We start from the raw sequence: 26,804 nt of genomic DNA, 5'->3' as shown, positions 1-26,804 counted from the left end.
GCCGCTCGGAGCCGTCAAGGTGGGGTTCGGACGGACGAGCGAGACCTGGGGTGCGACGGATGACGAGTGAGGCGGGGCGGGAGCCCGGGGCCTGGAGCAGGCGCCGGGTGCTGGGCATGCTGGCGGCGACGGCCGTACCGGCGTCCCTGGCGGGGTGCTCCGGGTCCGAGGGGACCACCGGGTCCTCGTCGTCGTCCGGGCCGTCGTCGTCCGGGCCGTCGTCGTCCGTGCCGTCGGCGAGCACCCCGGCGGCGGAGGCCGGTTCCCCCTCGACGTCCCCCACGCCCACCGGCCCGAGGCCGCTGTTCCTCGGTACGTACACCTCGGCGGAGGGGGGCGGCACCGGTGTCGGCGTGGCGGTGTACGACGCCCGGAGTGGCCGGATCACGGGCCGGGGGACGATCGACGGTGTGGGTGACCCGTCGTATCTCGCGGTCCACCCGGACGGCCGGACGCTGTACGCGGTGAACGAGCGCCCCGAGGGCGGGGTGACCGCGGTACGGCTGTCCGACCGGAAGGTCCTCTCCACCCGGAGCAGCGGCGGCGAGGCCCCCTGCCATCTCTCGGTGCACCCCGGCGGACGGTGGCTGCTCAGCGCGAACTACGGCACGGGCAGTGTCGCCGTGCACCCCGTCGAGCCCTCGGGCGCCCTCGGGGAGCGCACGGACCTGGTCGTGCACAGCAGCCCGGCGCCGGGTCCGGGGCAGCAGGGGCCGCACGCGCACCAGGTCGTCACGAGCCCCGACGGCGGTCATGTCCTCGCCGTCGACCTGGGCACCGACACGGTGTACACGTACCGGCTCGACGAGAGGCGCGGAACGCTGAGCGAGGTCTCGCGGGCGCGGACCCGGCCGGGCGCGGGGCCCCGGCACCTCACGTTCCATCCGGGCGGCCGGTACGCGTACCTCGCGAACGAGGTCGACGACACGGTGGTGGTCTGCGCCTACGACCCGGACAGTGGCCGGCTCACACCGGGCGGGCCCCAGTCCACGGGTACGGGGTCGGGCACGAACTATCCGGCACAGCTGGTGGTGACGCCGAACGGCGCGTACGCGTATCTCGCCAACCGGGGGCACGACAGTCTGACGCGGTACGCGGTCGAGGCGGGGGGTGCCCGGCTGCGGCTGCTGGACACGGTGCCGGTGGGCGGGGAGTTCCCCCGTCAGATCGCCCTCTCCCCAGACGGCGGTCTGCTGTTCGCCGCGCTCCAGCGGTCGAGCGCGGTCAGTGTCTTCCGGGTCGATCCGGACTCCGGTGAACTGCGGCGGGCGGGTGAGCCGTTCGCGTCACCCGTCGCCGTCTGCGCGCTGCCGCTGTAGGGCGCGGGGGCAGGACGCGGCGCTGGCCTGGGACAGCAGGACGTGCATGCGTTCGGTGAGCTGCGCCATGTCGTCGGCGGGCTTGTGGAACGTCAGGCGCACGTCGCCGTCGGTACGTGCTCGTTCGACGCGCAGGGTCAGGCCGTGGCGGTCGACGGCGAGCGGCTGGACGCGTACGGCGCCGTGCAGGCTGTCGTGCGGGACGAGCCGGGTGAGCCGCTCGACGGCGTCGGGGTGGGCGTCGGCGAGGTGGGTCAGCAGCCTCGGCTCGGCCGTGGCCAGCGGGTCGGGTGCCGCGGCGGCGAAGTCGTCGAGGTCGACGACGACGGCGCCGGACGGCTCACGCAGCACGATCCGGGTGGGCCGGAACTCCAGGTCGCCGTCCTTGGGCGCGAACCAGCCGGCGAGCCACAGCCGGGCCCGGATGCGGCCCCGCACGGGGACGGGCGCGACGTCGGCGAACTCCAGTACGGCGGACGGCTCGCCGCGCGGAGCGCAGATCGCGGCGGCGACGAGCGTGCTGTCCTCCGGGACACGCAGGATCACCCGGCCGTCCTCGGTGACGGTGTGCGCGCCGACGAACTCCTCGCGGCCGCCCTCGGCGGTCACCGCGCAGGACCACGCCGCCGCGAGCACCGAGCGGGCACGCTCGGCCGCGGCGGGCGCGGCCGTCCAGGTGTGACGGTCACCCATCCCCAACCTCCATTAGGTAAGCCTTGCCTAACCTATCGAAGATCCGGGCGTACGCCAACCAGCACCCGCCGATCCACGGGAACTTCAGGACAGGCGGCGACGACCGAGAGACTCCGTGAACTGTGCGGGCCTGGGCAGGACGTGGTCCTCCGGTCAGGGCGCGAGCACCCCGAACAGCGCCCGCACACACAGGTCCCGCACCTGCTCCCGTGACAGCTCCGAGCCCCGGAGCCACTCCAGGCACACGGCCGTGGTGAACGACAGCCACCCGCGTACGGCGAGCCGGGTACCGGGCCGCCCGTCCAGCGCCGCCCCGAACTCCGCGTCCGCTGCGAGCGCCTGGAGGATCTGCGCCTCCTGGGTGGCGAGCGCCCGCTGGTAGACCCTGCGCACGACCTGGTCGCCGGTGGCGTCGGCACGGTGGAAGGCCCGGAAGCCGTGGGGATGTTCGTCGACGTACGCGAGGAAGACCTCGACCCCGTTGGTGAGCCGCTCGCGGGCCGAGCGGCCCGGCGCCGGGGTCATCGTGCGCAGCATCCGCTCGCTCTCGCACTCCACGACGGCCGCGAAGAACTCCCGCTTGTTCGGGAAGTAGTGGTAGAGCAGCCCCCGCGAGACACCCGCGATCTCGGCCACCTGCTCGATCCACACATCGTCGTACGGACTCTCCGAGAACAGCCGGGCCCCGACGTCGAGGAGTTGCTCCCGCCGCTCGGCGGTGCTGAGCCGGCGACGGGGACGCTCCCCCTGCTTGGCTGCCATGGCGTCACCTTACTTGACGTGAGTTCAACAACAGGTCGAGACTGAGCGCGTTATTGAACCCGAGTACAACAGCTTCGACAGGGCCTGCGCACGAGGGAGACGGTGCCATGACGGCGACGACGGGGACCACGGCCGCCAGGGGTTTCCGCAGCGCGGAGCTGGGCTGGCCCGAGCTCCACCGGATACCGCATCCGCCGCGCCGACTGCCCCTGATCGGCGACGCCCTCGGCTCCAATCCCCGTACGCCGGTCCAGGACTCCATGCGGCTCGGCCGGCGGCTCGGGCCGATCTTCCGGCGGAAGGCGTTCGGCAAGGAGATCGTCTTCGTGGGGGGCGCGGCTCTCGCGGCCGACATGGCGGACGAGTCGCGGTTCGCCAAGCACGTCGGGCTGGGGGTCGCCAATCTGCGGCCGGTCGCCGGGGACGGGCTGTTCACGGCGTACAACGACGAGCCCAACTGGCAGCTCGCCCACGACGTCCTGGCGCCGGGCTTCAGCCGGGAGGCCATGGCCGGGTACCACCCGATGATGCTCGACGTCACCGAACGGCTGATGGACCACTGGGACCGGGCGGGTGCGGCCGGGCGGCCCGTGGACGTGCCCGGCGACATGACCAAGCTGACCCTGGAGACGATCGCCAGGACCGGCTTCGGCCATGACTTCGGCTCCTTCGAGCGGGACCGCCCGCACCCCTTCGTCTCCGCGATGGTCGGCGTCCTCGCCTACGCCCAGCGCCGCAATGTCGTCCCCGACCCGCTGGCGCTGCTGCTGCGGGCCGCCTCCCGGCAGAACGCCGTGGACATGGCGTTCCTGAACGACACGGTGGACGCGGTGGTGCGCGCACGCCGGTCGTCCGGCGGCGGTGGCAGAGGCGGTGGCGGTGGCGGTGGCGCCGGGGACCTGCTCGACCGGATGCTGGAGACCGCGCACCCCGAGACCGGGGAACGGCTGTCCGCCACGAATGTGCGGCGCCAGGTCCTCACCTTCCTGATCGCCGGGCACGAGACCACTTCGGGCGCCCTGTCGTTCGCCCTGCACTACCTCGCTCTGCGCCCCGAACTCGCCGCGCGCGCCCGCGCCGAGGTGGACCGGGTGTGGGGCACCACGCCCAGGCCCGGCTACGACCAGGTCGCCAAGCTGCGCTCCGTACGCCGGGTGCTCGACGAGACGCTGCGGCTGTGGCCGACGGCGCCCGCCTACTCGCGGGAGGCCCTGGAGGACACCGTGCTCGGCGGTGCCCATCCGGTGCGGCGCGGCGGCTGGGCGCTGGTGCTGACGACGATGCTGCACCGGGATCCGGAGGTGTGGGGCGCCGACGCCGAGACGTTCGACCCGGACCGCTTCGACGCGGCGGCCGTCCGCGCGCGGCCCCCGCACACCTACAAGCCGTTCGGCACGGGGGCACGGGCCTGCATCGGACGCCAGTTCGCGCTGCACGAGGCCACGCTGGTGCTGGGGCTGCTGCTGCGCCGTTACAAGCTGCGGCCTGACCCGGCGTACCGGCTGAGGGTCACCGAGCGGCTGACGCTGATGCCGGACGGACTTCGGGTACGCCTGGAGCGGCGCCCGGGGTACCGGCCCGAGGCCGTGGACACCGCGCCGGGCGCGGGCGCCGAAGGCGGGGTCGAGGGGGCGCAAACGGGCGCGTCGCCGTCACGCTGCCCAGTGACCGGGGCGGGTGACTGACGCCGGGAGCCGGGTGCCGGCACTGCCGCGGGCCGCGTTGATCTGCGGCTGGGTGAGGAAGAAGGCGCCGGTCAGGTCGGCGTCGGTGAGGTCCGTGTCGCGCAGGTCCGCACCGATGAGGTCGGCGCCCCGCAGATCGGCGCCGGTCAGGTCGGCGGCTATCAGATAGGCGCCGCGCAGATTGGCCTTCCGGAGGTCGGCGCCCTTGAGGCGCGCGCCCATCAGGTCGGCTCCCCTGCGGTTCTTCGCGCGTCCCGCGCCCGCCCGCATGAGGTCGCTGACCTTCAGCAGCACCTCGTTGACGCGCTGCCGGTGCGCGGCGACATCCAGCTCCGCCAGTTCCTCGGCGGTGCGCCGGGTCAGCCGCTCGGTCTCGTCGAGCGCCCGGCGGACCTCCGCGTGGGCCGGGCGGGCGGCGGGCAGTGTCAGGGCCTCGGTCAGGTACCAGAGGAGTTCGTGCAGGTGCCGTACGACCGGGAACACGTCGAACATCCGCCGGGCGTGCTCGCGGCCGCCCGAGCGCCAGTCCCGGCCGCCGAAGGTGACCTGGGAGACCTTCTGTCCGGCGCCGAAGCAGTCGTAGACGGTACAGCCGGTGAAGCCCTCGTCCCGCAGCCGGGTGTGGATGCCGCACCGGAAGTCGTCCCGGAGGTTCCCGCAGGGCTTGCCCGCGGCCTTGTCGACGGCGAAGTCTGCCGAGGCGGCGAAGGGCAGCGCCACACAGCACAGCCCGAAGCAGTTGCCGCAGTCGGCGCGCAGGGATGGTCGTTCCATGGGGCTCACCCTAACGACGCCGGACCGGGGCCGGGCGCGCCGCTTCAGCGGGGGAACACCTCGAAGGCCACGGCCGGGGTCCCGCCGAAGCGTTCGCCCGCCGCCCGGGCGTGGCCCGTGAGGAAGTCCCGGGCGTAGGTCTCGGGGTCCTGGTCGGTCAACGTCTCCAGGTAGGTGCGGTGTTCGAGGAGGGAGGCGACGGCGCGGTCGAGGCCGGGTGTCGCGTCGACGGCGTGGGTGGGGTGCGGGGAGCCGGCGACGGCCACCCAGCGGACGCCGTCCCAGGGCTCCAGGCCCTGCTCGACGAGGTCGGGGAAGATCCAGCGGTTCCCGGCGTCGCCGGTGGCGTCCAGGGTGGCGCGGCCCACCGCGACGTGGTCGGGGGTGTTCCAGGCGGTGCCGCCCCAGGTGTCGCGGTGGTTCAGGGTGATCACCAGTTCGGGGCGGTGTCGGCGGATCGCGGCGACGATGTCCCGGCGCAGGGCGGTGCCGTACTCGATGACACCGTCCCGGTGGTCGAGGAACTCCACCACCGAGACGCCCACGACGGCCGCGCCGGCCCGCTGCTCCCGCTCGCGCAGCGGGCCGCAGTGCGCGGGCTCCAGGCTGTCGATGCCGGCCTCGCCCCGGGTGGCGAGGACGTACGCCACTTCGCGTCCGGCGTCGGTCCAGGCGGCGATCGCCGCCGCGCAGCCGTACTCGAGGTCGTCCGGGTGGGCCACCACGGCGAGGGCGCGCCGCCAGTCGTCCGGCAGCGGCAGGAGCCGGTCGGTCGGTGCGTCGGTCATCGTCACTCCTCGTCGCGCGCCAGCGCCAGCAGCCGGTCCAGGACCCGCGGCCCGCCGGCCCGTACGCCGTCGTGTTCGAACTCGTCGGTCACCCAGGTGCGCAGGCCCCGCACGGCCCGTGCCGTCTGAAGCGAGTGGGCCGTGTCCACGTACATGTCGTCGTGGTAGATCGCGGCGGCGACCGGCACCTCGTTGACGGCGAGCCGGTCCGGGTCGTACAGAGGTGCCCAGCCCCGCTCCCGCGCCAGGTCCTCGGCCGTCTCGCGCAGCGGGCGCAGGGCGGGGTCGCACTCGAACATCCAGGGGTGCACGGACTCTCCCGTGAACAGCAGCGGGCCGTCACCCGTGAGGGTCTTGGCGGCGTCGAACTGCGGGAACCGCGCCCGCACCCGCTCGGCGGCCCAGTCGGTGGGGCCCGGGTCCTGGCCGTAGATCGCCTCGTGGAGGAGCGCGTACAGCGGGTGGCCGGCGTACGACAGCAGTCCCTGGACCTCCTCCTGGAAGGCGTCGGAGAGGGCGGGTCCCTGCGGGGTGCGCACGAAGGCGTCCTCCAGCAGGAAGTGCAGCCGGTGGCTGCCGTCGGAGCGGCCGAGCATGATGCCGAGCGACTGGAACGCCTCGACGGTGAACCGGTAGCCGTTCGGCAGCACCACGTCGTGCTGGAGCAGGTGCTCGGCGATCCGGCGGGCCCGCTCGACGTCCTGCGGGTAGCGGGCGTAGTGGGCGGCGACCTTGCGTTCGATGCGCGGGTAGGCGGCGTGGTAGACGTCGTCGGCGGTCGCGTGGAGGGAGGGCAGTCCGCCGGTGATGAGGGCGGTGCTCAGCCCCTCGGGGGCGAAGGACAGATAGGTGACCGCGCAGAAGCCGCCGAAGCTCTGGCCGAGGACGGTCCAGGGGGCGCCGCCGGTGACCTCGCGGCGGATGGCCTCGCAGTCGCGGACGATGGAGTCGGCGCGGAAGCGGGCCAGGTAGTCGGCCTGCTCGGCGGGGCCGCCGCGCAGCGGGAGTGTCTGGCGGTTGGCCGGGGTGGAGGCGCCGGTGCCGCGCTGGTCGAGGAGCAGGACCCGGTACTCCTTCAGGGCCCTGTCGAGCCATGCCTGGCGGCCGACGAAGCGGTTGGCGCCGAAGCCGGGGCCGCCCTGGAGATAGAGCAGCCAGGGCAGGTCCTGGCCGGCCTTGTCGCTCGCGACGACCTCACGCCCGTCCAGCTCGATCCGCTCCCCCGCCGGGTCGTGGTGGTCGAGGGGGACGCTGAAGCGGCGGTCGGTGAGGACGACACCGGGCTGCCGGTAGCTGACGGACAACGAGGCTCCTTGAGCGGACGGATTCCGGACCGTGATCCAGTCCAGCACAGATTCTCCGCCCCGCCGAGCCCGTGGATCAAGAAAAGCCCGCTCTGTCCGGGTCAGGTTACTGACTTTCCGGTCAGTACGGGCGGGGGTGACGGCACCGCGTCGGTTGAACGGCCGGTCAGCGCGCCGAGAGGCTGGAGCGGCGCACCACCAGCTCCGGCTGGAGGACGACCCGCCGGTGCTCGTGCGGGGTCGGCGCGGTGTCGGCCTCGGTCTCCTCCAGGAGCAGCTCGGCGGCGAGGGCGCCCATGGTGACGGCGGGCTGGCGCACGGAGGTGAGGGGGACGGCGGCCGCGGCGGCGAACTCGATGTCGTCGTAGCCGACGATGGCGAGGTCGTCGGGGACACTGACCCCGGCCGCGTACATGGCCTGGAGCACGCCGAGGGCGAGCAGGTCGTTGGCGCAGAACACGGCGGTCGGGCGGTCGGCCAGGCCGAGGAGACGGGCGCCCGCGTCCCGGCCCGCGGCCACGTCGAGGCGCTCGGTCGGCAGTTCCCGCAGGGCCTCCGGGCCGAGGCCGGCCTCCTCCAGCGCCTTCAGGGCGCCGGTGCGGCGGTCGCGGACCTGGTTGAGGCCCGAGGGGCCGCTGACGTAGGCGAGGGAGCGATGGCCCGCGTCCACCAGGTGCCGTACGGCGAGCGCGCCTCCGGCGACGTCGTCGACGGAGACCGAGCACTCGGTGGTGCCCTCGGCGACACGGTCGACGAGGACGAAGGGGATGCCGTGGCGGCGGAACGCCTCGATGTTGCGTCCGGTCGCGTCGGCGGGCGTCAGCAGGACGCCCCGGACGCGCTGCTCGGCGAAGAGCGACAGGTACTCGGACTCCTCGCTCGCGCTCTGGGCGCTGTTGCAGACCATCACGCCGAGCCCGGCGTCGCGCGCGGCCCGCTCGGCACCGCGCGCGACGTCGACGAAGAAGGGGTTGCCCATGTCGAGCACGAGCAGTCCCATGATGCGGCTCCGCCCGGCCCGCAGCTGGCGCGCCGACTCGCTGCGGACGTAGCCGAGGCGGTCGATCGCGGCGAGCACCCGGGCCCGGGTCCCGGAGGCCACCGAGTCCGGCCGGTTGATGACGTTCGACACCGTGCCGACGGAGACTCCGGCGGCGGCGGCGACGTCCTTGATACCCACCGACTGGGCCATGGGGTGGGGACCTCCAGGAAGGTGCGGAGCGGCGGGCATACGTTCACATTACCGTCGGGCCACCACGGGAATGGCCCGGTCAGGCGCAGGAACGCTCCCCTCGTACGGGATTCAGGCGGGGAGGGCGAAGTCGATGACGCGGAGCGCCGAGGGCGTGGTTCCGCTGGACTTCACCTGGTACATCACGGACAGGACATTGTCCTGTGCCATACGGGTCTCGTCGATGACGACCTCGCCGAAGGCGTTGAGCCCTCCGGCGTCGAACAGCGGCTTCCAGTCGGTGTGCCCGGAGGCGGCGGACGCTCCCCATATCCGGCCGAAGGGCAGGATCGCGTACGCGTTGTCGTACGTGTCCAGCGCGAGCTTGGTGCGCTGGCTGGAGCCGAGGGCGACGGGGATCTCGGTCTTCTGCCAGGTGCCGGACGCGTTCCTGCGGAGGTGGAAGGCGCGGCCGTTGCTTGTGCGGTCGGTGACGTAGTTCGTCGTGCACTGGCCGAAGCGGCCGGGGACGTAGCTGATGATCGCGTGCGGGCGGCCGGCGGAGTCGGTGAACTGGCTCTCCTGGTTCATCAGCGAGTGGTCCGGGTTGAGCGGGTCGACGACGAGGCCGGGATCGGTGACGGCGACCTTGTCGGAGCCGCCGGTGGTGCCGACGACGGCACCGGCGTTGTTGCGCCAGGTGCGGCCGCGGTCGTCGGAGTAGACGTAGCCGGTGTCGTGGTTGGTGATGCCGCCGCCGTTGCACATCACGGCGCCGTTCTGCTCGCGCCAGGTGAAGAAGGAGTGCAGCCGGCCGTTCCGGTCGTAGTCGATGCCGTGCAGGTACATGTTGCGGGCGGTGGAGGAGCCGTGCTCGCTGGTGTAGGTGCCGGTGGAGCCGCTCCACTCGCCGAGGCTCGTCCAGGACGTGCCGTCGTACTCGGCGAGGGCGTTGCGGCCGTTGCCGGAGACGCCGGCGCGGTAGCTGAGTTGGAGCCTGCCGTCGGGCGTCGAGACGAACTGCGGGTAGGTGAACTGCGAGGTGAGGGCGAGCCCGTCGAGGGTGGGCCGGGGGGCGCCGAAGCGGCTGCTGGTCCAGCTCAGACCGACCGGGTCGTCCATGAGGCCGGCGACCGACTTGACGTAGGTGAAGCCGTCGCTGTGGGAGTCCATGTTGAGGTGGAGGCGGCCGTCGACCTTGGAGACGCCCATGGAGATGACGTTGTGGGAGTCGTTGTAGCGCAGGGTGTGGCCGACCTTGACGGTGGACCAGGTGCCGGAGCCGACGGCGCGGCGGCCGACGACGGCGTTGCGGTCGGCCGTGTACCAGACGGCGTACTGGTGGCCCTTGTAGGTCAAGAGGCCGTTCTTCTGGAAGGCGTTGTTGTTGACCAGTCCGTCGTAGGAGACGAAGTAGATGGCCTGGCTGTCCAGCAGGGTGGTGCCGGTCTGGCTGACCGAGGGGCCCGGGGCAGCGGCGCGGGCGGCGGCGGCGCCGAGGGCGGGGGGCACCACGGCGCCTGTGAGGGCGGCGCCGAGCACGGTACGTCTCTTCATCTCGGGGACTCCGTTGTCGTGCGACATGGGGAGAGGTGACGGGTGAGCGGCGGGGAGAGCGGGGGCTCAGGCCAGGTGGAACACCTCGGTGAGGGGCTTCATGGCCTCGTCGGGGCGGGCACCGTCGAGGGACTCGAAGAAGGGTCCCATCTCCTTCTGCCAGCGGGCGTTGACCTCGGTGGCCTCCATGCCGGCGAGGGCGGCCCGGAAGTCGCGGGTCTCCAGGTAGCCGACGAGGAGGCCGTCGTCGCGCAGGAAGAGGGAGTAGTTGTGCCAGCCGGTGGCCGAGAGAGCGTCGAGCATCTCCGGCCACACGGCGGCGTGCCGCTCGCGGTACTCGTCGATCCGGTCCTCGCGGACCTTGAGCAGAAAACAGACGCGCTGCATGAGTTACCGCTCCTGGGGGGTGAGGGGGGTGGCGTTGACTCGGTTGCGGGGATCAGAAGTCGAACTTGTCGATGTTCTCCTTGGTGAAGACGGTGGGCTTGCCGAGGTTGATCACACCGTCCTTGCCGATGGTGTACTCGCCCATGTCGCCGGCGGTGAAGGTCTCGCCCTCCTTGCCGGTGATCCGGCCGGAGACCATCGCGACCGCGGTGCGGGCGGCCAGCTCGCCGAGCTTCGCCGGGTCCCACAGCTCGAAGCCCTCGACGGTGCCGTCCTTGACGTACTTGCGCATGTCGTTGGGTGTGCCGAGGCCGGTGAGCTTGACCTTGCCCTTGTACTTGGAGCCCGACAGGTACTGGGCGGCGGCCTTGATGCCGACCGTGGTCGGGGAGATGATCCCCTTCAGGTTCGGGTACTCCTGGAGCAGGCCCTGGGTCTGCTGGAAGGACTTCTGGGCGTCGTCGTCGCCGTAGGCGACCTTGACGAGCTTGATGTCCTTGTACTTCGGGTCCTCGAGCTCGTCCTTCATGAACTCGATCCAGGTGTTCTGGTTGGTCGCGGTCTGCGCGGCCGAAAGGATCGCGATCTCGCCCTTGTGGCCGATCTGTTCGGCGAGCAGCTGGACCTCGGTGCGGCCCAGGTCCTCGGCGCCGGCCTGCGAGACGAAGGCGTTGCGGCACTCGGGCTTGGTGTCGGAGTCGTAGGTGACGACCTTGATGTCGTTGCTCATGGCCTGCTTGAGCGCGGTGCACAGGGCGCCCGGGTCCTGCGCGGAGACAGCCATCGCGTCGACCTGCTGCTGGGTGAGGGTGTTGACGTAGTTGACCTGGCCGGAGGTGTCGGTGGCGCTGGAGGGGCCGACCTCCTTGTAGCGGGAGCCCAGCTCCTTGAGGGCCGCCTCGCCGCCCTGGTCGGCGGAGGTGAAGTACGGGTTGTTGACCTGCTTGGGCAGGAAGCCGACCGTCAGGCCCTTCTTCAGCTCGGCGTTCGGGTCGGCCTTGCCGGTCGCGCTCGCCGAGGCGGTGTCGTTCTTGACGTCCTCCTTGGTGGTGCCGCCGCAGGCGGTGGCCGCCAGAGCGAAGGAGGTGACGGCCGCGAGCGCCGCACAGGAGCGACGGAGGGGTGCCTTGCGCATGAGGATTCCTTGGATACGGAGGGACGGGCGGGTGTGCGGGTGCGGAATCGGCGGTGGGGGCCCAGGGGGTAGCCGTCAGGGGGCTGGAGTGGGCGCCTTGGGAACCGGCGCTGAGGCCGCGCCGCGGCCGGCCCTCGCGACGGAGATCTGGCGTGCGACCCGGGGGCCGAGCACGGAGAGGACGAGCAGGACACCGGTGACGACGATCTGCGACTGGGCGGAGACGTCCTGGAGGCTCATCACGTTCTGGAGGGTGCCGAGGAGGAACACTCCGGCGATCGCGCCGCCGAGGGTGCCCTTGCCGCCGTCGAAGTCGATGCCGCCGAGCAGCACGGCCGCGATGACGGACAGTTCGAGTCCGGTGGCGTTGTCGTAGCGGGCGCTGGCGTAGTGCAGGGCCCAGAAGATCCCGGTGAGGGAGGCCATCAGACCGGTGACGGTGAAGAGGATCAGCTTCTGGCGCTTGACGCGGATGCCGGTGAAGCGCGCGGCCTCCTCGCTGGCGCCGATCGCGAACAGGGACCGCCCGAACGGGGTGGCGTGCAGGGCGATCACGGCGATGACGAGCAGCACCAGGAAGGGGATGAACGCCTGCGGGACGAAGCTGTCGCCGATGCGGCCGGCCGCGAAGTCCAGGTACTGCGCGGGGAAGTCGGTCACCGAGTTGGAGCCGAGCACGATCTGCGCGACGCCCCGGTAGGCGGCGAGGGTGCCGATGGTGACGGCGAGGGAGGACAGGCCGAGCCGGGTGACCAGCAGGCCGTTGACCAGGCCGCAGACCACGCCGAGGGCAAGACAGATCGGGATGATCGTCTCGATGGTCATGCCCTGGTTCCACAGGGCGCCCATGACCGCGCCGGACAGGCCGGCCGTGGAGGCGACCGACAGGTCGATCTCGCCGGACACCACGAGCAGGGTCATCGGCAGGGCGATCAGCGCGATCGGCAGGGTGTTGCCGATGAGGAACGACAGGTTGAGCGCGTTACCGAAGCCGTCGACGGTGGAGAAGGACAGCAGGAGCACGACGACCAGGAGGGCGCCTACGGCGGAGTCCCACCGTTTCAGGGCGGACCAGCGGCTCGCGCGCGAGGACGTGGGGTCAGCCATGGCGGGCGTTCCTCTTCTTCAGGGCGGTCGCCACCCGCAGTGCGACCACACGGTCCACGGCGATGGCGAGGATGAGCAGGACGCCGTTGATGGCGAGCACCCACACCGAGCTGACGCCGAGGGCGGGCAGGACGCTGTTGATGGACGTCAGCAGCAGGGCACCGAGCGCGGCCCCGTAGACGCTGCCGGAGCCGCCGGTGAAGACGACACCGCCGACCACGACCGCGCTGACGACGGTCAGTTCGTACCCGGTGCCCGTGCCGGAGTCGACGTTGCCGAAGCGGGCCAGGTAGAGGGCGCCCGCAAGGCCGGCGAGGGCGCCGCAGAAGGTGTAGGCGACCAGGATCCGCTTGCGGACGGGGATGCCGGCGAGGCGGGCGGCCTCGGGGTTGGAGCCGAGCGCGTACAGCTCCCGTCCGCTGCCGAAGTGCTTCAGGTAGTAGGCCGTCGCCACCAGGACGACGAGCGCGATCAGGGCGAGGTAGGGCACCGCGAGGATGCCGCCGGAGCCGAAGTCGATGAACCCGTCCGGCAGTCCGGAGGCGACGATCTGCCGGGAGCCGACCCAGATCGAGTCGATGCCGCGGATGATGTAGAGCGTGCCGAGGGTGACGACGAGGGCGGGCACTTGGCCGAGGCTGACGAGCAGCCCGTTGAGCAGGCCGAAGCCGATGCCTGTCAGGACCGCCAGGAGTACGGCCACGACCGCGTTCCCTCCGCCCTGAAGATGGCTGCCGGCGGCGAAGGCGCTGATGCCGAGCGTGGAGCCGACCGACAGGTCGACGTTGCGGGTGATGACGACCATGGACTGGCCGACGGCGACCAGCACCAGGATGGTCGCGTTCAGCAGCAGGTCCTTGATGCCCTGCTCGGTGAGGAACTCGCTGTTGCCGAGCCGGGTGACGACGATCATCGCCAAGAAGACGACCAGGATGGCGAGTTCACGCATCTTGAAGACGCGGTCCACGAGCCGGGTGCCGCTGGACCTGGGCACCTCGGCGACGGGGGTGTTCTCGGGGGCGGTCACCGTCATGCGGCTGCCCTCCCCGTGGCTGCGGCCATCACGGTTTCCTCGGTGGCTTCGGAGCGAGGGATCTCGGCGGTGAGCCGGCCCTCGTGCATCACGAGCACGCGGTCGGCCATGCCGAGGATCTCGGGCAGGTCGGACGAGATCATCAGGACCGCCACGCCGTCGGCGGCGAGCCGGCTGAGGAGGCGGTGCACCTCGGCCTTGGTGCAGACGTCGATGCCGCGGGTCGGCTCGTCGACGATCAGCACCTTCGGGCCGGTGGCCAGCCATTTGGCGAGGACGACCTTCTGCTGGTTGCCGCCGGACAGCGTGTTGACGGTGTCCGCGAGGCGGGCGTACTTCACCTGGAGCTTGACCGCCCAGTCGAGGGAGCGGCTGCGCTCGGCGCCGCGGTCCACGAGGCCGCCCTTCACGGTCGTCCGAAGGCCGGTGAGACCGATATTGCGCTCGATGGACATGTCCATCACCAGGCCCTGGGCACGGCGGTCCTCGGGGACCAGGGCGAGCCCGGCGGACATGGCGGTGGAGGGCGCCCCGTTGGTGAGGGGCCTGCCGTCGACGGCGACCTCGCCCGCGTCCCAGCGGTCGACGCCGAAGACGGCCCGGGCCACCTCGGTGCGGCCGGCGCCGACGAGGCCGGCCAGGCCGACGATCTCGCCGCGGCGGACGTCGAAGGAGACATCGGTGAAGACGCCCTCACGGGTCAGCCGGCGCACGCTCAGGGCGACCTCGCCGGGCTCGACCTCCTGCTTGGGGTACAGCTCCTCCAGGTCGCGGCCCACCATGCGGCGCACCAGGTCGTCCTCGGTCATGCCGTCGACGGGTTCGCTGGAGATCCGGGCGCCGTCGCGGAGGGTGGTGACCCGTCGGCAGATCTGGAAGATCTCCTCCAGGCGGTGGGAGATGAACAGGACGGCGGAGCCCTGCTCGCGCAGGGCGCGGACGACGCCGAAGAGGCGGGCGACCTCGCTGCCGGTGAGCGCCGCGGTCGGCTCGTCCATGATCAGGACGCGGGCGTCGAAGGAGAGCGCCTTGGCGATCTCGACGATCTGCTGGTCGGCGATGGACAGGCCGCGCGCCGGGCGGTCGGGGTCGAGTTCGACGCCGAGCCGCCGCATCAGGGCGAGGGTCGCCGTGTGGGTGGCCTTGTGGTCGATCCGGCCGAGGGCGCGCCGGGGCCGGCGGCCCATGAAGATGTTCTCGGCGATCGACAGGTCGGGAAAGAGCGTGGGCTCCTGGTAGATCACGGCGATGCCCGCGTCGCGTGCGTCGGCCGGACCGTGGAACACCGTGGGCACTCCGTCGAGGAGCACCTCACCGGAGTCCGGTCGGTGCACCCCGGCGAGCGTCTTGATCAGGGTCGACTTGCCCGCTCCGTTCTCACCGGCGAGCGCGTGCACCTCGCCCGGGAACAGTTCGAGGGACACGTCCCGCAGGGCGCGTACGGCGCCGAAGGACTTGGAGATGCCCTTCAGCGCGAGCACGGGGGCCGGACCCGTGTCGGACCGGTCTGTCATGGGGGCTCCTCGACGACGCCGGTGGCGGAGGGCCGAGCCCTCACCGCGTCGTGAAAGGTTTCAACTAGGTTGCCGGGACGTTAGGCACCCCACGCAGGTCACGTCAATGGGTTGCGGTCGAAAATCTTTCGATAGAAGTGCCCACCACGGGGTCACGGACGCCTGCCTTGACCTGGGGGGTTGACAGTCGAGCGAGCCGCTCATAGTTTCCCGTGCTGAATCGTTTCAGACATCAAAGCCGGTAGGAGCCCTGACGTGACCGAGCTCGCCGCGGTGAAGGCCGCCCTCAAGACCCAGGCCGTCGAGACGCCGTCGTGGGCGTACGGAAACTCCGGAACCCGTTTCAAGGTCTTCGCCCAGGCCGGTGTGCCCCGCAACCCCTGGGAGAAGCTCGACGACGCCGGCAAGGTGCACGAGTTCACGGGCGTGGCCCCGACGGTGGCCCTGCACATCCCCTGGGACAGGGTCGACGACTACGCGGCTCTGGCGAAGCACGCGGAGCAGCGGGGCGTGCGGCTCGGCGCGATCAACTCCAACACCTTCCAGGACGACGACTACAAGCTGGGCAGCGTCTGCCACCCGGACGCGGTGGTCCGCCGCAAGGCCGTCGACCATCTGCTGGAGTGCGTCGACATCATGGACGCCACCGGGTCCCGCGATCTGAAGCTGTGGTTCGCGGACGGCACGAACTACCCCGGTCAGGACGATGTGCGCGAGCGCCAGGACCGGCTGGCCGAGGGGCTGGCCGAGGTGTACGAGCGGCTCGGCGACGGGCAGCGGATGCTGCTGGAGTACAAGTTCTTCGAGCCGGCGTTCTACACGACCGACGTCCCGGACTGGGGCACCGCCTATGCCCACTGCCTGAAGCTCGGGCCGAAGGCGCGGGTCGTCGTCGACACCGGGCATCACGCGCCCGGCACGAACATCGAGTTCATCGTGGCGACGCTGCTGCGGGAGGGGAAGCTCGGCGCGTTCGACTTCAACTCGCGGTTCTACGCCGACGACGACCTGATGGTGGGCGCGGCCGACCCGTTCCAGCTGTTCCGGATCATGTACGAGGTGGTGCGCGGGGGTGGGTTCACTCCCGACGTCGCGTTCATGCTCGACCAGTGCCACAACATCGAGGCGAAGATCCCGGCGATCATCCGGTCGGTGATGAACGTCCAGGAGGCCACGGCGAAGGCTCTGCTGGTGGACCGGGAGGCGCTGTGCTCCGCTCAGCGGGCCGGGGATGTGCTGGAGGCCAACGCGGTGCTGATGGACGCGTACAACACGGATGTGCGGCCGCTGCTGCGGGAGGTGCGGGAGGAGATGGGGCTGGATCCCGAACCGCTTGCCGCGTACCGGCGGTCCGGGTGGGGTTCGAAGATCGTTGAGGAGCGGGTGGGGGGAGAGCAGGCGGGTTGGGGGGCGTGACCGCGGCGCTGGGCTGAAGCCGATGCCGCGTCTCGTCTGCCTGTTCTTGTTCGTTGCGGGCTGCGGGCCGTTCGTGGCTGGTCGCGCAGTTCCCCGCGCCCCTGAAGAGCAGGGGCTGCGCCCCCTGCTCTTCAGGGGCGCGGGCCTGGGCTTTCAAGGGGCGCGGGGAACTGCGCGAGAAGCCCCACTCACCCGCACCCTGCCACGCACCCCCGACCCCCGAGCTGAACCCCGTACACCCTCCTGCCCCGTACTCGTCTCACCGTAAGGATTGATCGCACATGGCCACCCATCCCGAAGCCGCCGCCCTGCTCGCCCGGTCCCGCCGTCTCGGTTCCGATCCCCGGAACACCAACTACGCCGGTGGCAACGCGTCCGCCAAGGGGGTCGACACCGATCCCGTCACCGGGGGTGAGGTGGAGCTGATGTGGGTGAAGGGGTCCGGGGGCGACCTCGGGACGCTCACCGAGGCCGGGCTGGCCGTGCTGCGGCTGGACCGCATGCGGGCGCTCGTCGACGTCTACCCGGGGGTGGAGCGCGAGGACGAGATGGTCGCCGCGTTCGACTACTGCCTGCACGGCAAGGGCGGGGCCGCCCCGTCGATCGACACGGCCATGCACGGGCTCGTGGACGCCGCCCACGTGGACCATCTGCACCCGGACTCCGGGATCGCGCTGGCCTGCGCGGCCGACGGGGAGAAGCTGACCGCCGAGTGTTTCGGGGACAGCGTGGTGTGGGTGCCGTGGCGGCGGCCCGGCTTCCAGCTGGGGCTGGACATCGCCGCCGTGAAGCGGGACAACCCGGGGGCCGTCGGCTGTGTGCTCGGCGGGCACGGCATCACCGCCTGGGGCGACACCGCCGAGGAGTGCGAGCGGAACTCGCTCCACATCATCCGCACCGCCGAGGCGTTCCTCGAGGAGAAGGGGAAGGCCGAGCCGTTCGGGCCGGTCGTCGAGGGGTACGAGGCGCTGGAGCCCGGTGCGCGCCGGGAGCGGGCCGCCGCGCTGGCCCCGTACGTCCGGGCCATCGCCTCGCAGGACAGGCCGCAGGTGGGGCACTTCACCGACTCCGACGTCGTGCTCGACTTCCTGGCGCGCGCGGAGCACCCGCGGCTCGCCGCGCTGGGCACCTCGTGCCCGGACCACTTCCTCCGTACGAAGGTCCGCCCGCTCGTGCTGGACCTGCCCCCGACCGCGGACCTGGACACGGCGATCGCCCGGCTGAAGGAGCTGCACGCCGGGTACCGCGAGGAGTACGCCGCCTACTACCGGCGGCACGCCGAGCCCGACTCCCCCGCGATGCGGGGCGCCGACCCGGCGATCGTGCTGATCCCGGGCGTGGGCATGTTCAGCTTCGGCAAGGACAAGCAGACGGCGCGCGTGGCCGGAGAGTTCTACGTCAACGCGATCCATGTGATGCGGGGCGCCGAGGCGGTCTCCACGTACGCGCCGATCGAGGAGTCGGAGAAGTTCCGCATCGAGTACTGGGCCTTGGAGGAGGCCAAGCTCCAGCGGATGCCGAAACCGAAGCCGCTGGCCACGCGGGTGGCACTGGTGACGGGCGCGGGCAGCGGGATCGGCAGGGCGATCGCGCACCGGCTGGTCGCGGAGGGGGCGTGTGTCGTCGTCGCCGACCTCAACGGCGAGAACGCCGCCGCCGTGGCCGAGGAGCTGGGCGGGCCGGACAGGGCTGTCGCCGTGACCGTCGACGTGACCGACGAGGAGCAGATCGCCGGGGCCGTCAAGGCGGCCGTGCTCGCCTTCGGCGGGGTCGATCTCGTCGTCAACAACGCCGGTGTCTCGATCTCCAAGCCGCTGCTGGAGACCTCCGCCAAGGACTGGGACCTCCAGCACGACATCATGGCCCGCGGTTCGTTCCTCGTGTCGCGTGAGGCGGCGCGGGTGATGATCGCGCAGAAGCTGGGCGGCGACATCGTCTACATCGCCTCCAAGAACGCCGTCTTCGCCGGCCCCAACAACGTCGCGTACTCCGCCACCAAGGCCGACCAGGCCCACCAGGTGCGGCTGCTCGCCGCCGAGCTGGGCGGGCACGGCATCCGTGTCAACGGCGTCAACCCGGACGGTGTGGTGCGCGGGTCCGGCATCTTCGCGGGCGGCTGGGGCGCCCAGCGGGCGGCGACGTACGGCATCGAGGAGGAGAAGCTCGGCGAGTTCTACGCGCAGCGGACCATCCTAAAGCGGGAGGTGCTGCCGGAGCACGTCGCCAACGCCGTGTTCGCGCTGACCGGCGGGGAGTTGACGCACACCACGGGGCTGCACGTCCCGGTCGACGCCGGCGTCGCCGCCGCCTTCCTGCGATGAGCACGGCGGTGAGCACGGCGGTGAAGTCGTACGCCGCGGTCGACCTCGGCGCGTCCAGCGGGCGGGTCATGGTCGGCCGGGCGAACCGGGATTCGCTGGAGCTGGTCGAGGCGCACCGGTTCCCCAACCGGCCGGTGCGGACGCCCGAGGGGCTGCGCTGGGACGTGCTCGCCCTGTACGCGGGCGTCCTCGACGGGCTGAGGGCGGCCGGGCGGGTCGACTCCGTCGGTATCGACAGCTGGGCCGTCGACTACGGCCTGCTGGACGCCGACGGGGCCCTCCTCGGCAACCCGGCGCACTACCGGGACACCCGCACCGACGGCGTCGCCGAGAAGGTGTGGGCCAGCGTGCCCGCCGCCGAGCTGTACGCGGCCACCGGGTTGCAGTACGCGCCGTTCAACACGCTGTACCAGCTGGTCGCCGCCAGGTCGTCGGCGCAGCTGGCGTACGCGAGGCGGCTGCTGCTGATCCCGGACCTGCTGTCGTACTGGCTCACGGGCGAGTCGGGCACGGAGCTGACGAACGCCTCCACGACCCAGCTGATCGATCCGCGCACCCGTGACTGGGCGTACGGCGTGGCGGAGCGGCTCGGGGTCGACCTGGAGCTGTTCGCACCGCTGCGGCGGCCGGGCGACCCGGCGGGGCTGCTGCTGCCGCGGGTGCTGGAGGAGACGGGGCTGACCGGCCCGGTGCCGGTGACGACCGTGGGCTCCCACGACACCGCCTCGGCGGTCGCGGCCGTACCCGCCACCGGTGAGCGGTTCGCGTACATCTGCACCGGCACCTGGTCGCTGGCCGGGCTGGAGCTGGACGCGCCCGTACTGACCGAGGAGAGCCGGGCCGCCAACTTCACCAATGAGCTGGGGCTCGACGGCACGGTCCGCTACCTGCGGAACATCATGGGCCTGTGGCTGCTTCAGGAGTGCGTACGGGACTGGGGGGACCCGGATCTCGGGGAGCTGCTGCGGGCCGCCGCCGGGGTGCCGGCGCTGCGGTCGGTCGTGGACGCCGGGGACTCGGCGTTCCTCGCGCCGGGCCGGATGCCGGAGCGGATCGCCGCGGCGTGCCGGGAGTCGGGGCAGCCGGTGCCCTCCTCCCCCGCCGAGATCACCCGCTGCATCCTCGACTCCCTCGCCCTCGCCCACCGGCGGGCCGTCGCCGAGGCCCAGGCTCTCGCCGACCACCCGGTGGACGTCGTCCACATCGTCGGCGGCGGCACCCGAAACGCCCTGCTGTGCCAACTCACCGCCGACGCCTGCGGGCTGCCGGTGGTGGCGGGTCCGGCGGAGGCGGCCGCCCTGGGCAACGTCCTGGTCCAGGCCCGTACGCACGGTGTCGTCGGCGACCGGGCCTCGATGCGCCGACTCGTCGCCCGCACGCAGCCGCTGGTGCGGTACGAGCCGCAGGGCGACCCGGCGGCGTGGCGCGCGGCGGAGGATCGGCTCGCGCGGGCGTGAGGGGCGCTGGCCCAAAGACGGGCTTCCAATGACGGGCACCCAAGGAGGGGCGGGCCCCGTGTGGCGATTCCAGCCAGTGGGGCCCCTCGCCCTGCGGGCATTGACGTCGTACCCTGCTTTCATCCGATGACCGACCCTCGAGGAGCCGCGATGCGTGTCGCTCTGTTCCTGACCTGTGTCAACGACACGCTCTATCCGGACACCGGCCGCGCCGTGGTGAAACTGCTGACCAGGCTGGGCATCGACGTGGACTTCCCGATGGATCAGACCTGCTGCGGGCAGGCCCACTACAACACCGGGTACCGACATCAAGCGGAACCCCTGGCTCGGAAGTTCTCCGATGTATTCGATGGGTACGAGGCGATCGTGACGCCGTCCGGCTCATGCGGGGCGATGGTGCGGGAGCTGTATCCGCGGATGGGTGAGCGGGCGCGGGCCGAGGGGCGCGGCGACACGCTGGCGCGCACGCTCGCGCCGGTCGTACCGAAGACGTACGAGCTGACCGAGTTCCTGGTGGACGTGCTGGGCGTGACGGACGTCGGGGCGTACTACCCGCACAAGGTCACCTACCACCCGACCTGCCACGGGCTGCGCGGTCTCGGGCTCGGCGAGCGGCCGCGCCGGCTGCTCCAGGCGGTGAAGGGGCTGGAGCTGGTGGAGCTGCCGGGGGCGGAGGAGTGCTGCGGTTTCGGCGGCACCTTCGCCGTGAAGAACTCCGACGTCTCGGCGGCGATGGGCCGCGACAAGGTGCGCAACGCGGAGTCGACGGGCGCGGACGTGCTGTGCGCGGCCGACAACTCGTGTCTGATGCACATCGGCGGCACCATGGCCCGGCTGCGCACGGGCATGCGACCGGTGCACATCGCGGAGATCCTGGCGAGCACGGAAGAGGAGCCGCTGGTATGACCGGCCGTACGGAGAACACGGTGAACGAGACCGCGGGGGGCGAGACCGCGGGGGGCGAGACCGCGGGGGCTGGCACTTCGGCGAACAGGACTGCGGTGGACGGGACTTCGGCGGGCAGGACCTCGGCGAGCAGGATCGGGGGCGGCGCGTGAGTGGGACGTTCGTCGGGATGCCGGCGTTTCCGAAGGCGGCGCACGAGGCCGTGCACAACGCGACGCTGCGCGGCAATCTGCGGCACGCCACGCACACGATCCGCGCGAAGCGGGCGAAGGCCGTCACGGAGGTGTCGGACTGGGCGGAGCTGCGCGAGGCCGGCAAGCGGATCAAGGACCACACACTCCGCCATCTCGACCGCTACCTGGTGCAGTTGGAGGAGTCGGTGACGGCGGCGGGCGGTACCGTCCACTGGGCCGCCGACGCGGACGAGGCCAACCGCATCGTGACCTATCTGGTCAAGGCGACCGGTGAGACGGAGGTCGTCAAGGTCAAGTCGATGGCGACGCAGGAGATCGGGCTGAACGAGGCGCTGGAGGCCGAGGGCATCCGCGCCTACGAGACGGATCTCGCCGAGCTGATCGTGCAGTTGGGCAAGGACCGCCCGTCGCACATCCTCGTCCCCGCGATCCACCGCAACCGGGGCGAGATCCGGGACATCTTCGCGAAGGAGATGAGCGAGTGGGGCCGCCCGGCGCCCGAGGGACTGACCGACACGCCCGCCGAGTTGGCGGAGGCGGCACGCCTGCATCTGCGGGAGAAGTTCCTGCGGGCCAAGGTCGGTGTCTCCGGGGCCAACTTCATGGTCGCCGACACGGGCACGCTGGTCGTGGTGGAGTCGGAGGGCAACGGCCGGATGTGCCTCACCCTGCCGGAGACGCTGATCTCGGTCGTCGGGATCGAGAAGATCGTGCCGACCTGGCAGGATCTGGAGGTCTTCCTCCAGACCCTGCCCCGCTCCTCCACGGCCGAGCGGATGAACCCGTACACCTCGATGTGGACCGGCACGACGGACTCCGGGACGGCCGACGGCCCGAGCACCTTCCACCTCGTCCTCATCGACAACGGCCGCACCGACACGCTCGCCGACGAGGTCGGCCGCCAGGCACTGCGCTGCATCCGCTGCTCGGCGTGCCTGAACGTGTGCCCCGTGTACGAGCGGGCGGGCGGCCACGCGTACGGCTCGGTCTACCCGGGCCCCATCGGAGCCATCCTCAGCCCGCAACTCCGGGGCACGGGAAGCGAGATCGACGCGTCGCTGCCCTACGCGTCGTCGCTGTGCGGCGCCTGCTACGAGGTGTGCCCGGTGGCCATCGACATCCCGGAGGTGCTGGTGCATCTGCGGGAGCGCGTCGCGCAGGGCGGGCAGGTGACCGAGAAGGGCGCCAAGGTCGTCCTCAAGCCAGCGAAGGGCCATGCCGCCGAGCGGGCGGCGATGCGGGCGGCGCGCTGGGCCTTCACGCACCCCGCCGCGCTGCGCACCGGCCAGCGGCTGGCGTCCCGCACCCGCCGCTTCCACCCCCGCACGCTGCCGGGCCCCGGCATGGCGTGGAGCGCGAGCCGCGCCCTGCCGACGCTGCCGGCGGAACCGTTCCGCGACTGGTGGCAGCGGACGAACGGGGGGCGGACGGAACAGGGGGCCGCGGACGGCGCCCGCGCAGACGGGAACGGCGAGTGGACCGGCGGCGGAGAGGACAGCGGCAAGTGAGCAGCAGGGATCTGATCCTGGGTCGGGTGCGGCGCGCGCTCGCCGACGTGCGACGCGACGACGAGCAGGCCGTTCCGCGAACGTACCTCCGGGAGCACGGCGAACGGAACGCGGCGGAGACGGTGGACCTGCTGGCCGAGAACCTGGCCGACTACCGGGCGATCGTGCACCGCACGGATACGGCCGGACTCCCCGGCGTCATCGCGGAGTTGCTGGCCGCGCACGGCTCGTCCTCGGTCCTCGCGCCGCCCGCACTGCCCGAGGAGTGGCTGTCGGCGACGGAGGTGACCCGGGTCGCCGACCGGGCTGGGAGCACGCCGCACGAACTGGACGAGGTGGACAGCGTGGTCACGGCCTGCGCGCTCGCGATCGCGGAGACCGGCACGATCGTCCTGGACGGCTCCCCGGACCAGGGCCGCCGCCGCATCACGCTGGTCCCCGACCACCACATCTGCGTCGTACGCGCCCCCGACCAGGTCGTCCCCTCGGTCCCCCTGGCCCTGGAACGCCTCGACCCCACCCGCCCGCTGACCTGGATCTCCGGCCCCTCCGCGACGAGCGACATCGAACTGGACCGAGTGGAGGGAGTCCACGGCCCACGCACACTGGAGGTGGTGCTGGTCAGCGGGGACGGTGGCGAGTGAGCCGCGACGGGTGAAGCGAGGTGCGCGCATGCGCCTCCTCACCGACGGTTCCGCCGCGACTCACCTGGACGGCGTGGCCGGGGACCGTATGCCGAGCCACTGTTCGGCATCCCAGGCCTCGAAGCGTTCCGCCTCGGTGAAGCCCAGTTTCGTGGCGAGGCGCATCGAGGGGGTGTTGGCGGTCTGGGTGGTGAGGACCACCGGCTCGCCGGGGAGCGCGGCGGTCAGCCAGCCGAGGGCCGCCGCGCACGCCTCGGCCGCGTATCCGTGTCCCCAGGCCCGGGGGAGAAAGAGGTAGCCGAGGTCGAGCTTGCCCGCGGCGGCCGGGCGACGGTGCCCCGTCGCTCGCCTGAGCAGGACGTGACCGATCATCTCCCCGCCGAGATCGACGACGAAGCTCCCGGGCCACCGCTCGGGCACCTCGGGCATCTCCCGTTCGAGTTCGTCACGTGGCCGGGGACCACCGAGGTAGGTGTGCACCTCCGGCGAGGAGTGCAACTCGATGAACGCCGCCCGGTCCTGGGGCTCGGGGTCACGGAGCACGAGCCTCTCGGTACGGATCGGCTCAGGCTGCCAGGCCACGGGTCCCAGAGCTTCCATCCGCGCACGCTAACAGGTGGTCAGGGGGCTGGTGTCCGTGGGCCGGTGGCGGGCCGAGCGAGCGGACGGCGCGGGCGACAGCCCGAGCGGGGTCAAGACCGGCACCGGCACCGGCATCAGCTCCCGCTCCCGCTCCCGCTCCGGCTCCGGCTCCCCCTCCTGCTCCGGCTCCGGACGTGATGACGAGCCGAGGGACGTCGACTGCTTCGGTGGGGTCGGGCTCAAGCCGTAGGCGACCCCGTACGCACTCGGAGTTCAGCTCCCCGCCCCGCCGCCCCCGGCGAGCGCCTCCGCCGCCACCCTGAGGTCCGCCACCAGCCCCGCGTACGCGCCCTCGCGGTCGTCGGCGCGCAGGACGGCCGACGGGTGGAGCGTGGCGACGACATGAGGGCGGCCGTCCTGGTCCTCGTCGTCGCCCGGCAGTGGCAGCAGGGCGCCCCGGTCCTTGGTGACCCGGAAGGAACTGCCCAGCAGTGCCTTCCCGGCGGTCGCGCCGAGGGCCACCACGATCTCGGGGTGCACCAGGCGCAGTTCGGCACGCAGCCAGGGGTGGCACGCGGCCACCTCCCGGAGTTCGGGCGCCTTGTGGATGCGGCGCTTGCCGCCGCCCGGCGCTCGTACGAACTTGAAGTGCTTGACGGCGTTGGTCACATACGCCTCGTCCATGTCGATCCCGGCCTCCTCGGCGGCCCGCCGCAGCAGCCGCCCGGCGGGGCCGACGAAGGGCTCGCCCTGCCGGTCCTCCTGGTCGCCGGGCTGCTCCCCCACGAGGAGGATCCTCGCGGACTCCGGGCCGGCGCCGAAGACCGTCTGGGTGGCGTCCTCGTGCAGCGGGCAGCCGCGGCAGTCAGCCGCTGCGCGCCGGTACGCCGCGAGGCCGCCACGACTCGGCAGGAACGGCCCGGCGTCGTACGCCCGGCCGCCGTCCCGCGAGGCATTCGCGGCTTCCCTGTCGCTTCCGGGCCGGCTCCCGCCGCCGCTGCCGGCCCGCGTCCCGGTCGCAGACCGCGCCCCTCCGCCAGCGGACCGCGTGCCTCCACTCGCAGGCCTCGTGCCCCCGGTCGTGGGCCTCGTGTCTCCGCCCGAAGACCGTGTCCACGCGTCGCTCGTAGGTCGCGTAGGGCTCATACGGGTCCACCTCCCTCACCGGAGCGGGTGGTCGGGGCCCGATCCGGGTACCCCGACCGACGTGGATCCACCCCGCCCGGCACCCGTCCGCAGCAGCACGCCCGCGCCCGCCCGGCGCTCCGCCCCGTCCCGCCCCGCCCTGCCGCAAGTCAGGCGTCCGCCAGCACCGCCAGGACGTCCGCGTCCGTGAGCTGGTCGAAGTTGTCGTACCAGTGGCCGACCGCGCGGAAGCCGTACGGGCTGCGCAGGCAGATCACCACGTCCGCCTCGCCGCGCAGCAGCTCGACGGACTCGGGGGCACCGACGGGCACGGCGAGGATCAGGCGCGCGGGGTGTGCCCGGCGGGCGGCGCGCAGCGCGGCGCGGGCCGTGACGCCGGTCGCCAGGCCGTCGTCGACGACGATCGCGGTGCGGCCGCGCAGGTCGAGGGCGGGACGGCCGCCCCGGTAGCGGTGCTCGCGGCGGCGGAGTTCGTCCCGCTCCCGTGCGACGACGGGGGCGAGGTCGGCCTCGGTGAGCCCCAGCGCGGCGAGCGCCGACCGGTCGAACAGGGGCGGGGCGTCGCCGACGATCGCGCCGACACCGAGTTCCGGCTGGAACGGCGCGCCGATCTTGCGGGCCACGAGCACGTCGAGGGGCGCGCCCAGCGCCCGTGCGACCTCCCGGGCGACGGGGACGCCACCGCGCGGCAGGGCGAGGACGACCGGGTCGGGCAGCTCGCCCCTCTCCCCTTGCGGGCGCAGGCGCGCGGCCAGCTCGCGCCCGGCGTGCGACCGGTCGCGGAAACGCGTCACCGCCGGGGCTCCACCACGGCTCAGCTGCGGATTCATGACGTCCCTCCCCTCCAGTGTCGCCGCCCACGAGCCGCCCGTCCACGCCGGACGTGTCCGAAACCGTTCACCAAACTTGGGTCATTCGTTTTCTTGAACTATTCGTGTTTAAGGGGGTAGGTTGTCGCCATGACCGAGCCCCAGACTCCGACCACCGCCGAGGAGCTGCGCGGTGCCGGCCTGCGGGTGACGGCCGCGCGGGTCGCTCTGCTGGAGACCGTCCGGGACGGCGACCATCTCGGCGTCGAGGCGATCGCCTCCGGCGTGCGCGATCGCGTCGGCCACATATCCGTCCAGGCCGTGTACGACGCGCTCAGCGCGCTCACCGAAGCGGGACTCGTGCGCCGTCTCGAACCACCCGGCAGCCCGGCCCTGTACGAGGGCCGTGTCGGGGACAACCACCATCACCTCGTGTGCCGGTCCTGCGGTGCCGTGGTCGACGTCGACTGTGCGGTGGGCCACGCCCCGTGCCTGACGGCGTCCGACGACCGCGGCTTCGCGATCGACGAGGCCGAGGTCATCTACTGGGGCCTGTGCCCTCAGTGCTCGCAAGCCAAAGCCAGCAGTTAGC

At 72.1% G+C, this 26,804-nt stretch carries 25 protein-coding genes; 10 read left to right on the top strand and 15 right to left on the bottom strand.

Annotated features, from left to right (window positions below):
• Window positions 1–59 precede the first annotated feature (59 nt).
• Window positions 60–1,319, top strand: a complete 1,260-nt coding sequence (locus M8J73_RS03445; protein WP_055541542.1) for a lactonase family protein — start codon at window positions 60–62, stop codon at window positions 1,317–1,319.
• Here the strand turns inward: M8J73_RS03445 and M8J73_RS03440 are convergent.
• Window positions 1,287–2,012, bottom strand: coding sequence for a DUF2470 domain-containing protein (locus M8J73_RS03440; protein WP_055541541.1), 726 nt, complete (start codon window positions 2,010–2,012; stop codon window positions 1,287–1,289). The two genes, M8J73_RS03445 and M8J73_RS03440, sit on opposite strands and share 33 nt — an antisense overlap.
• Window positions 2,013–2,165: 153 nt before the next feature.
• Window positions 2,166–2,774, bottom strand: coding sequence for a TetR/AcrR family transcriptional regulator (locus M8J73_RS03435; RefSeq protein WP_055541540.1), 609 nt, complete (start codon window positions 2,772–2,774; stop codon window positions 2,166–2,168).
• 107 nt (window positions 2,775–2,881) lie between these two features.
• Between M8J73_RS03435 and M8J73_RS03430 the strand changes: the two genes are divergently transcribed.
• Window positions 2,882–4,459 carry a cytochrome P450 gene (locus M8J73_RS03430; protein WP_055541539.1) on the top strand — a complete coding sequence of 526 codons (1,578 nt, stop codon included), beginning with the start codon at window positions 2,882–2,884 and terminating at the stop codon, window positions 4,457–4,459.
• Here M8J73_RS03430 and M8J73_RS03425 read toward each other — a convergent pair.
• The 10 genes from M8J73_RS03425 to M8J73_RS03380 all read right to left on the bottom strand — a co-directional run bounded on the left by M8J73_RS03425 (window position 4,427) and on the right by M8J73_RS03380 (window position 15,229).
• On the bottom strand, window positions 4,427–5,233 hold the full coding sequence (locus tag M8J73_RS03425) for a pentapeptide repeat-containing protein (protein ID WP_055541538.1): 807 nt from the start codon (window positions 5,231–5,233) through the stop codon (window positions 4,427–4,429). The two genes, M8J73_RS03430 and M8J73_RS03425, sit on opposite strands and share 33 nt — an antisense overlap.
• Window positions 5,234–5,277: 44 nt before the next feature.
• Window positions 5,278–6,021 carry a PIG-L deacetylase family protein gene (locus M8J73_RS03420; RefSeq protein ID WP_055541537.1) on the bottom strand — a complete coding sequence of 248 codons (744 nt, stop codon included), beginning with the start codon at window positions 6,019–6,021 and terminating at the stop codon, window positions 5,278–5,280.
• 2 nt (window positions 6,022–6,023) lie between these two features.
• Window positions 6,024–7,325: an alpha/beta fold hydrolase gene (locus M8J73_RS03415; protein ID WP_055541536.1), complete on the bottom strand. Its 1,302-nt coding sequence runs from the start codon at window positions 7,323–7,325 to the stop codon at window positions 6,024–6,026.
• A gap of 166 nt (window positions 7,326–7,491) precedes the next feature.
• On the bottom strand, window positions 7,492–8,517 hold the full coding sequence (locus tag M8J73_RS03410; protein WP_055541535.1) for a LacI family DNA-binding transcriptional regulator: 1,026 nt from the start codon (window positions 8,515–8,517) through the stop codon (window positions 7,492–7,494).
• A 111-nt stretch (window positions 8,518–8,628) separates the two neighbouring features.
• Window positions 8,629–10,053, bottom strand: coding sequence for a BNR repeat-containing protein (locus tag M8J73_RS03405; RefSeq protein ID WP_249828207.1), 1,425 nt, complete (start codon window positions 10,051–10,053; stop codon window positions 8,629–8,631).
• 66 nt (window positions 10,054–10,119) lie between these two features.
• Window positions 10,120–10,440, bottom strand: a complete 321-nt coding sequence (locus M8J73_RS03400; RefSeq protein WP_055541501.1) for an L-rhamnose mutarotase — start codon at window positions 10,438–10,440, stop codon at window positions 10,120–10,122.
• Window positions 10,441–10,492: 52 nt separating this feature from the next.
• A complete protein-coding gene (rhaS, locus tag M8J73_RS03395) occupies window positions 10,493–11,575 on the bottom strand; it encodes a rhamnose ABC transporter substrate-binding protein (protein WP_055541500.1) in 1,083 nt (360 codons plus the stop codon).
• 75 nt (window positions 11,576–11,650) lie between these two features.
• Window positions 11,651–12,682 carry an ABC transporter permease gene (locus M8J73_RS03390; RefSeq protein WP_055541499.1) on the bottom strand — a complete coding sequence of 344 codons (1,032 nt, stop codon included), beginning with the start codon at window positions 12,680–12,682 and terminating at the stop codon, window positions 11,651–11,653.
• Entirely contained in the window at window positions 12,675–13,715 is a 1,041-nt protein-coding gene (locus tag M8J73_RS03385) for an ABC transporter permease (protein WP_055541498.1), read from the bottom strand. The genes M8J73_RS03390 and M8J73_RS03385 overlap by 8 nt, the downstream gene beginning before the upstream one ends.
• Entirely contained in the window at window positions 13,712–15,229 is a 1,518-nt protein-coding gene (locus M8J73_RS03380; RefSeq protein ID WP_055541497.1) for a sugar ABC transporter ATP-binding protein, read from the bottom strand. The genes M8J73_RS03385 and M8J73_RS03380 overlap by 4 nt, the downstream gene beginning before the upstream one ends.
• A gap of 255 nt (window positions 15,230–15,484) precedes the next feature.
• On the opposite strand from M8J73_RS03380, the gene rhaI reads away from it, so the two are divergent.
• From rhaI to M8J73_RS03350, 6 genes are all read left to right on the top strand, one after another.
• Window positions 15,485–16,645, top strand: coding sequence for an L-rhamnose isomerase (gene rhaI / locus M8J73_RS03375; protein WP_249828206.1), 1,161 nt, complete (start codon window positions 15,485–15,487; stop codon window positions 16,643–16,645).
• A gap of 281 nt (window positions 16,646–16,926) precedes the next feature.
• A complete protein-coding gene (locus tag M8J73_RS03370; protein WP_249828205.1) occupies window positions 16,927–18,966 on the top strand; it encodes a bifunctional aldolase/short-chain dehydrogenase in 2,040 nt (679 codons plus the stop codon).
• Entirely contained in the window at window positions 18,963–20,423 is a 1,461-nt protein-coding gene (locus M8J73_RS03365; protein ID WP_055537746.1) for a rhamnulokinase, read from the top strand. The genes M8J73_RS03370 and M8J73_RS03365 overlap by 4 nt, the downstream gene beginning before the upstream one ends.
• A gap of 150 nt (window positions 20,424–20,573) precedes the next feature.
• Window positions 20,574–21,329, top strand: a complete 756-nt coding sequence (locus M8J73_RS03360) for a (Fe-S)-binding protein (RefSeq protein WP_055537745.1) — start codon at window positions 20,574–20,576, stop codon at window positions 21,327–21,329.
• Between the two features lie 148 nt (window positions 21,330–21,477).
• Window positions 21,478–23,031 carry a LutB/LldF family L-lactate oxidation iron-sulfur protein gene (locus M8J73_RS03355; RefSeq protein WP_055537744.1) on the top strand — a complete coding sequence of 518 codons (1,554 nt, stop codon included), beginning with the start codon at window positions 21,478–21,480 and terminating at the stop codon, window positions 23,029–23,031.
• Window positions 23,028–23,675 carry a LutC/YkgG family protein gene (locus tag M8J73_RS03350; protein WP_055537743.1) on the top strand — a complete coding sequence of 216 codons (648 nt, stop codon included), beginning with the start codon at window positions 23,028–23,030 and terminating at the stop codon, window positions 23,673–23,675. Before M8J73_RS03355 ends, M8J73_RS03350 begins: the two co-directional genes overlap by 4 nt.
• Window positions 23,676–23,735: 60 nt before the next feature.
• Here M8J73_RS03350 and M8J73_RS03345 read toward each other — a convergent pair whose 3' ends face one another.
• Window positions 23,736–24,275, bottom strand: a complete 540-nt coding sequence (locus tag M8J73_RS03345) for a GNAT family N-acetyltransferase (protein ID WP_055537742.1) — start codon at window positions 24,273–24,275, stop codon at window positions 23,736–23,738.
• A gap of 31 nt (window positions 24,276–24,306) precedes the next feature.
• Here M8J73_RS03345 and M8J73_RS03340 point away from each other — a divergent pair, with 31 nt between their 5' ends.
• Complete coding sequence (locus tag M8J73_RS03340; protein ID WP_249828204.1) at window positions 24,307–24,507, top strand: hypothetical protein; 201 nt, start codon at window positions 24,307–24,309, stop codon at window positions 24,505–24,507.
• 23 nt (window positions 24,508–24,530) lie between these two features.
• Here the strand turns inward: M8J73_RS03340 and M8J73_RS03335 are convergent, their stop codons facing one another.
• Both M8J73_RS03335 and M8J73_RS03330 read right to left on the bottom strand, forming a co-directional pair.
• Complete coding sequence (locus M8J73_RS03335; RefSeq protein ID WP_249828257.1) at window positions 24,531–25,169, bottom strand: UdgX family uracil-DNA binding protein; 639 nt, start codon at window positions 25,167–25,169, stop codon at window positions 24,531–24,533.
• 383 nt (window positions 25,170–25,552) lie between these two features.
• Window positions 25,553–26,233: a phosphoribosyltransferase gene (locus M8J73_RS03330; protein ID WP_055537678.1), complete on the bottom strand. Its 681-nt coding sequence runs from the start codon at window positions 26,231–26,233 to the stop codon at window positions 25,553–25,555.
• A gap of 129 nt (window positions 26,234–26,362) precedes the next feature.
• Here M8J73_RS03330 and M8J73_RS03325 point away from each other — a divergent pair, with 129 nt between their 5' ends.
• Window positions 26,363–26,803, top strand: coding sequence for a Fur family transcriptional regulator (locus tag M8J73_RS03325; RefSeq protein WP_055512387.1), 441 nt, complete (start codon window positions 26,363–26,365; stop codon window positions 26,801–26,803).
• Window position 26,804: the final 1 nt, after the last annotated feature.

It is taken from the genome of Streptomyces neyagawaensis (genome assembly GCF_023516595.1).
GTDB classification, from domain to species: Bacteria; Actinomycetota; Actinomycetes; order Streptomycetales; family Streptomycetaceae; genus Streptomyces; species Streptomyces neyagawaensis.
The sequence above is the reverse complement of the archived record's forward strand: the minus strand, read 5'-3'. Positions and strand labels throughout refer to the sequence as shown.

What these genes read in the sequence shown, in the direction of transcription:
- M8J73_RS03445 (WP_055541542.1), top strand. Translation starts at nt 60, where the DNA reads ATGACGAGTGAGGCGGGGCGGGAGCCCGGGGCCTGGAGCAGGCGCCGG.
- M8J73_RS03440 (WP_055541541.1), bottom strand. Translation starts at nt 2,012, where the DNA reads ATGGGTGACCGTCACACCTGGACGGCCGCGCCCGCCGCGGCCGAGCGT.
- M8J73_RS03435 (WP_055541540.1), bottom strand. Translation starts at nt 2,774, where the DNA reads ATGGCAGCCAAGCAGGGGGAGCGTCCCCGTCGCCGGCTCAGCACCGCC.
- M8J73_RS03430 (WP_055541539.1), top strand. Translation starts at nt 2,882, where the DNA reads ATGACGGCGACGACGGGGACCACGGCCGCCAGGGGTTTCCGCAGCGCG.
- M8J73_RS03425 (WP_055541538.1), bottom strand. Translation starts at nt 5,233, where the DNA reads ATGGAACGACCATCCCTGCGCGCCGACTGCGGCAACTGCTTCGGGCTG.
- M8J73_RS03420 (WP_055541537.1), bottom strand. Translation starts at nt 6,021, where the DNA reads ATGACCGACGCACCGACCGACCGGCTCCTGCCGCTGCCGGACGACTGG.
- M8J73_RS03410 (WP_055541535.1), bottom strand. Translation starts at nt 8,517, where the DNA reads ATGGCCCAGTCGGTGGGTATCAAGGACGTCGCCGCCGCCGCCGGAGTC.
- M8J73_RS03405 (WP_249828207.1), bottom strand. Translation starts at nt 10,053, where the DNA reads ATGAAGAGACGTACCGTGCTCGGCGCCGCCCTCACAGGCGCCGTGGTG.
- M8J73_RS03400 (WP_055541501.1), bottom strand. Translation starts at nt 10,440, where the DNA reads ATGCAGCGCGTCTGTTTTCTGCTCAAGGTCCGCGAGGACCGGATCGAC.
- rhaS (WP_055541500.1), bottom strand. Translation starts at nt 11,575, where the DNA reads ATGCGCAAGGCACCCCTCCGTCGCTCCTGTGCGGCGCTCGCGGCCGTC.
- M8J73_RS03390 (WP_055541499.1), bottom strand. Translation starts at nt 12,682, where the DNA reads ATGGCTGACCCCACGTCCTCGCGCGCGAGCCGCTGGTCCGCCCTGAAA.
- M8J73_RS03385 (WP_055541498.1), bottom strand. Translation starts at nt 13,715, where the DNA reads ATGACGGTGACCGCCCCCGAGAACACCCCCGTCGCCGAGGTGCCCAGG.
- M8J73_RS03380 (WP_055541497.1), bottom strand. Translation starts at nt 15,229, where the DNA reads ATGACAGACCGGTCCGACACGGGTCCGGCCCCCGTGCTCGCGCTGAAG.
- M8J73_RS03370 (WP_249828205.1), top strand. Translation starts at nt 16,927, where the DNA reads ATGGCCACCCATCCCGAAGCCGCCGCCCTGCTCGCCCGGTCCCGCCGT.
- M8J73_RS03365 (WP_055537746.1), top strand. Translation starts at nt 18,963, where the DNA reads ATGAGCACGGCGGTGAGCACGGCGGTGAAGTCGTACGCCGCGGTCGAC.
- M8J73_RS03360 (WP_055537745.1), top strand. Translation starts at nt 20,574, where the DNA reads ATGCGTGTCGCTCTGTTCCTGACCTGTGTCAACGACACGCTCTATCCG.
- M8J73_RS03345 (WP_055537742.1), bottom strand. Translation starts at nt 24,275, where the DNA reads ATGGAAGCTCTGGGACCCGTGGCCTGGCAGCCTGAGCCGATCCGTACC.
- M8J73_RS03330 (WP_055537678.1), bottom strand. Translation starts at nt 26,233, where the DNA reads ATGAATCCGCAGCTGAGCCGTGGTGGAGCCCCGGCGGTGACGCGTTTC.
- M8J73_RS03325 (WP_055512387.1), top strand. Translation starts at nt 26,363, where the DNA reads ATGACCGAGCCCCAGACTCCGACCACCGCCGAGGAGCTGCGCGGTGCC.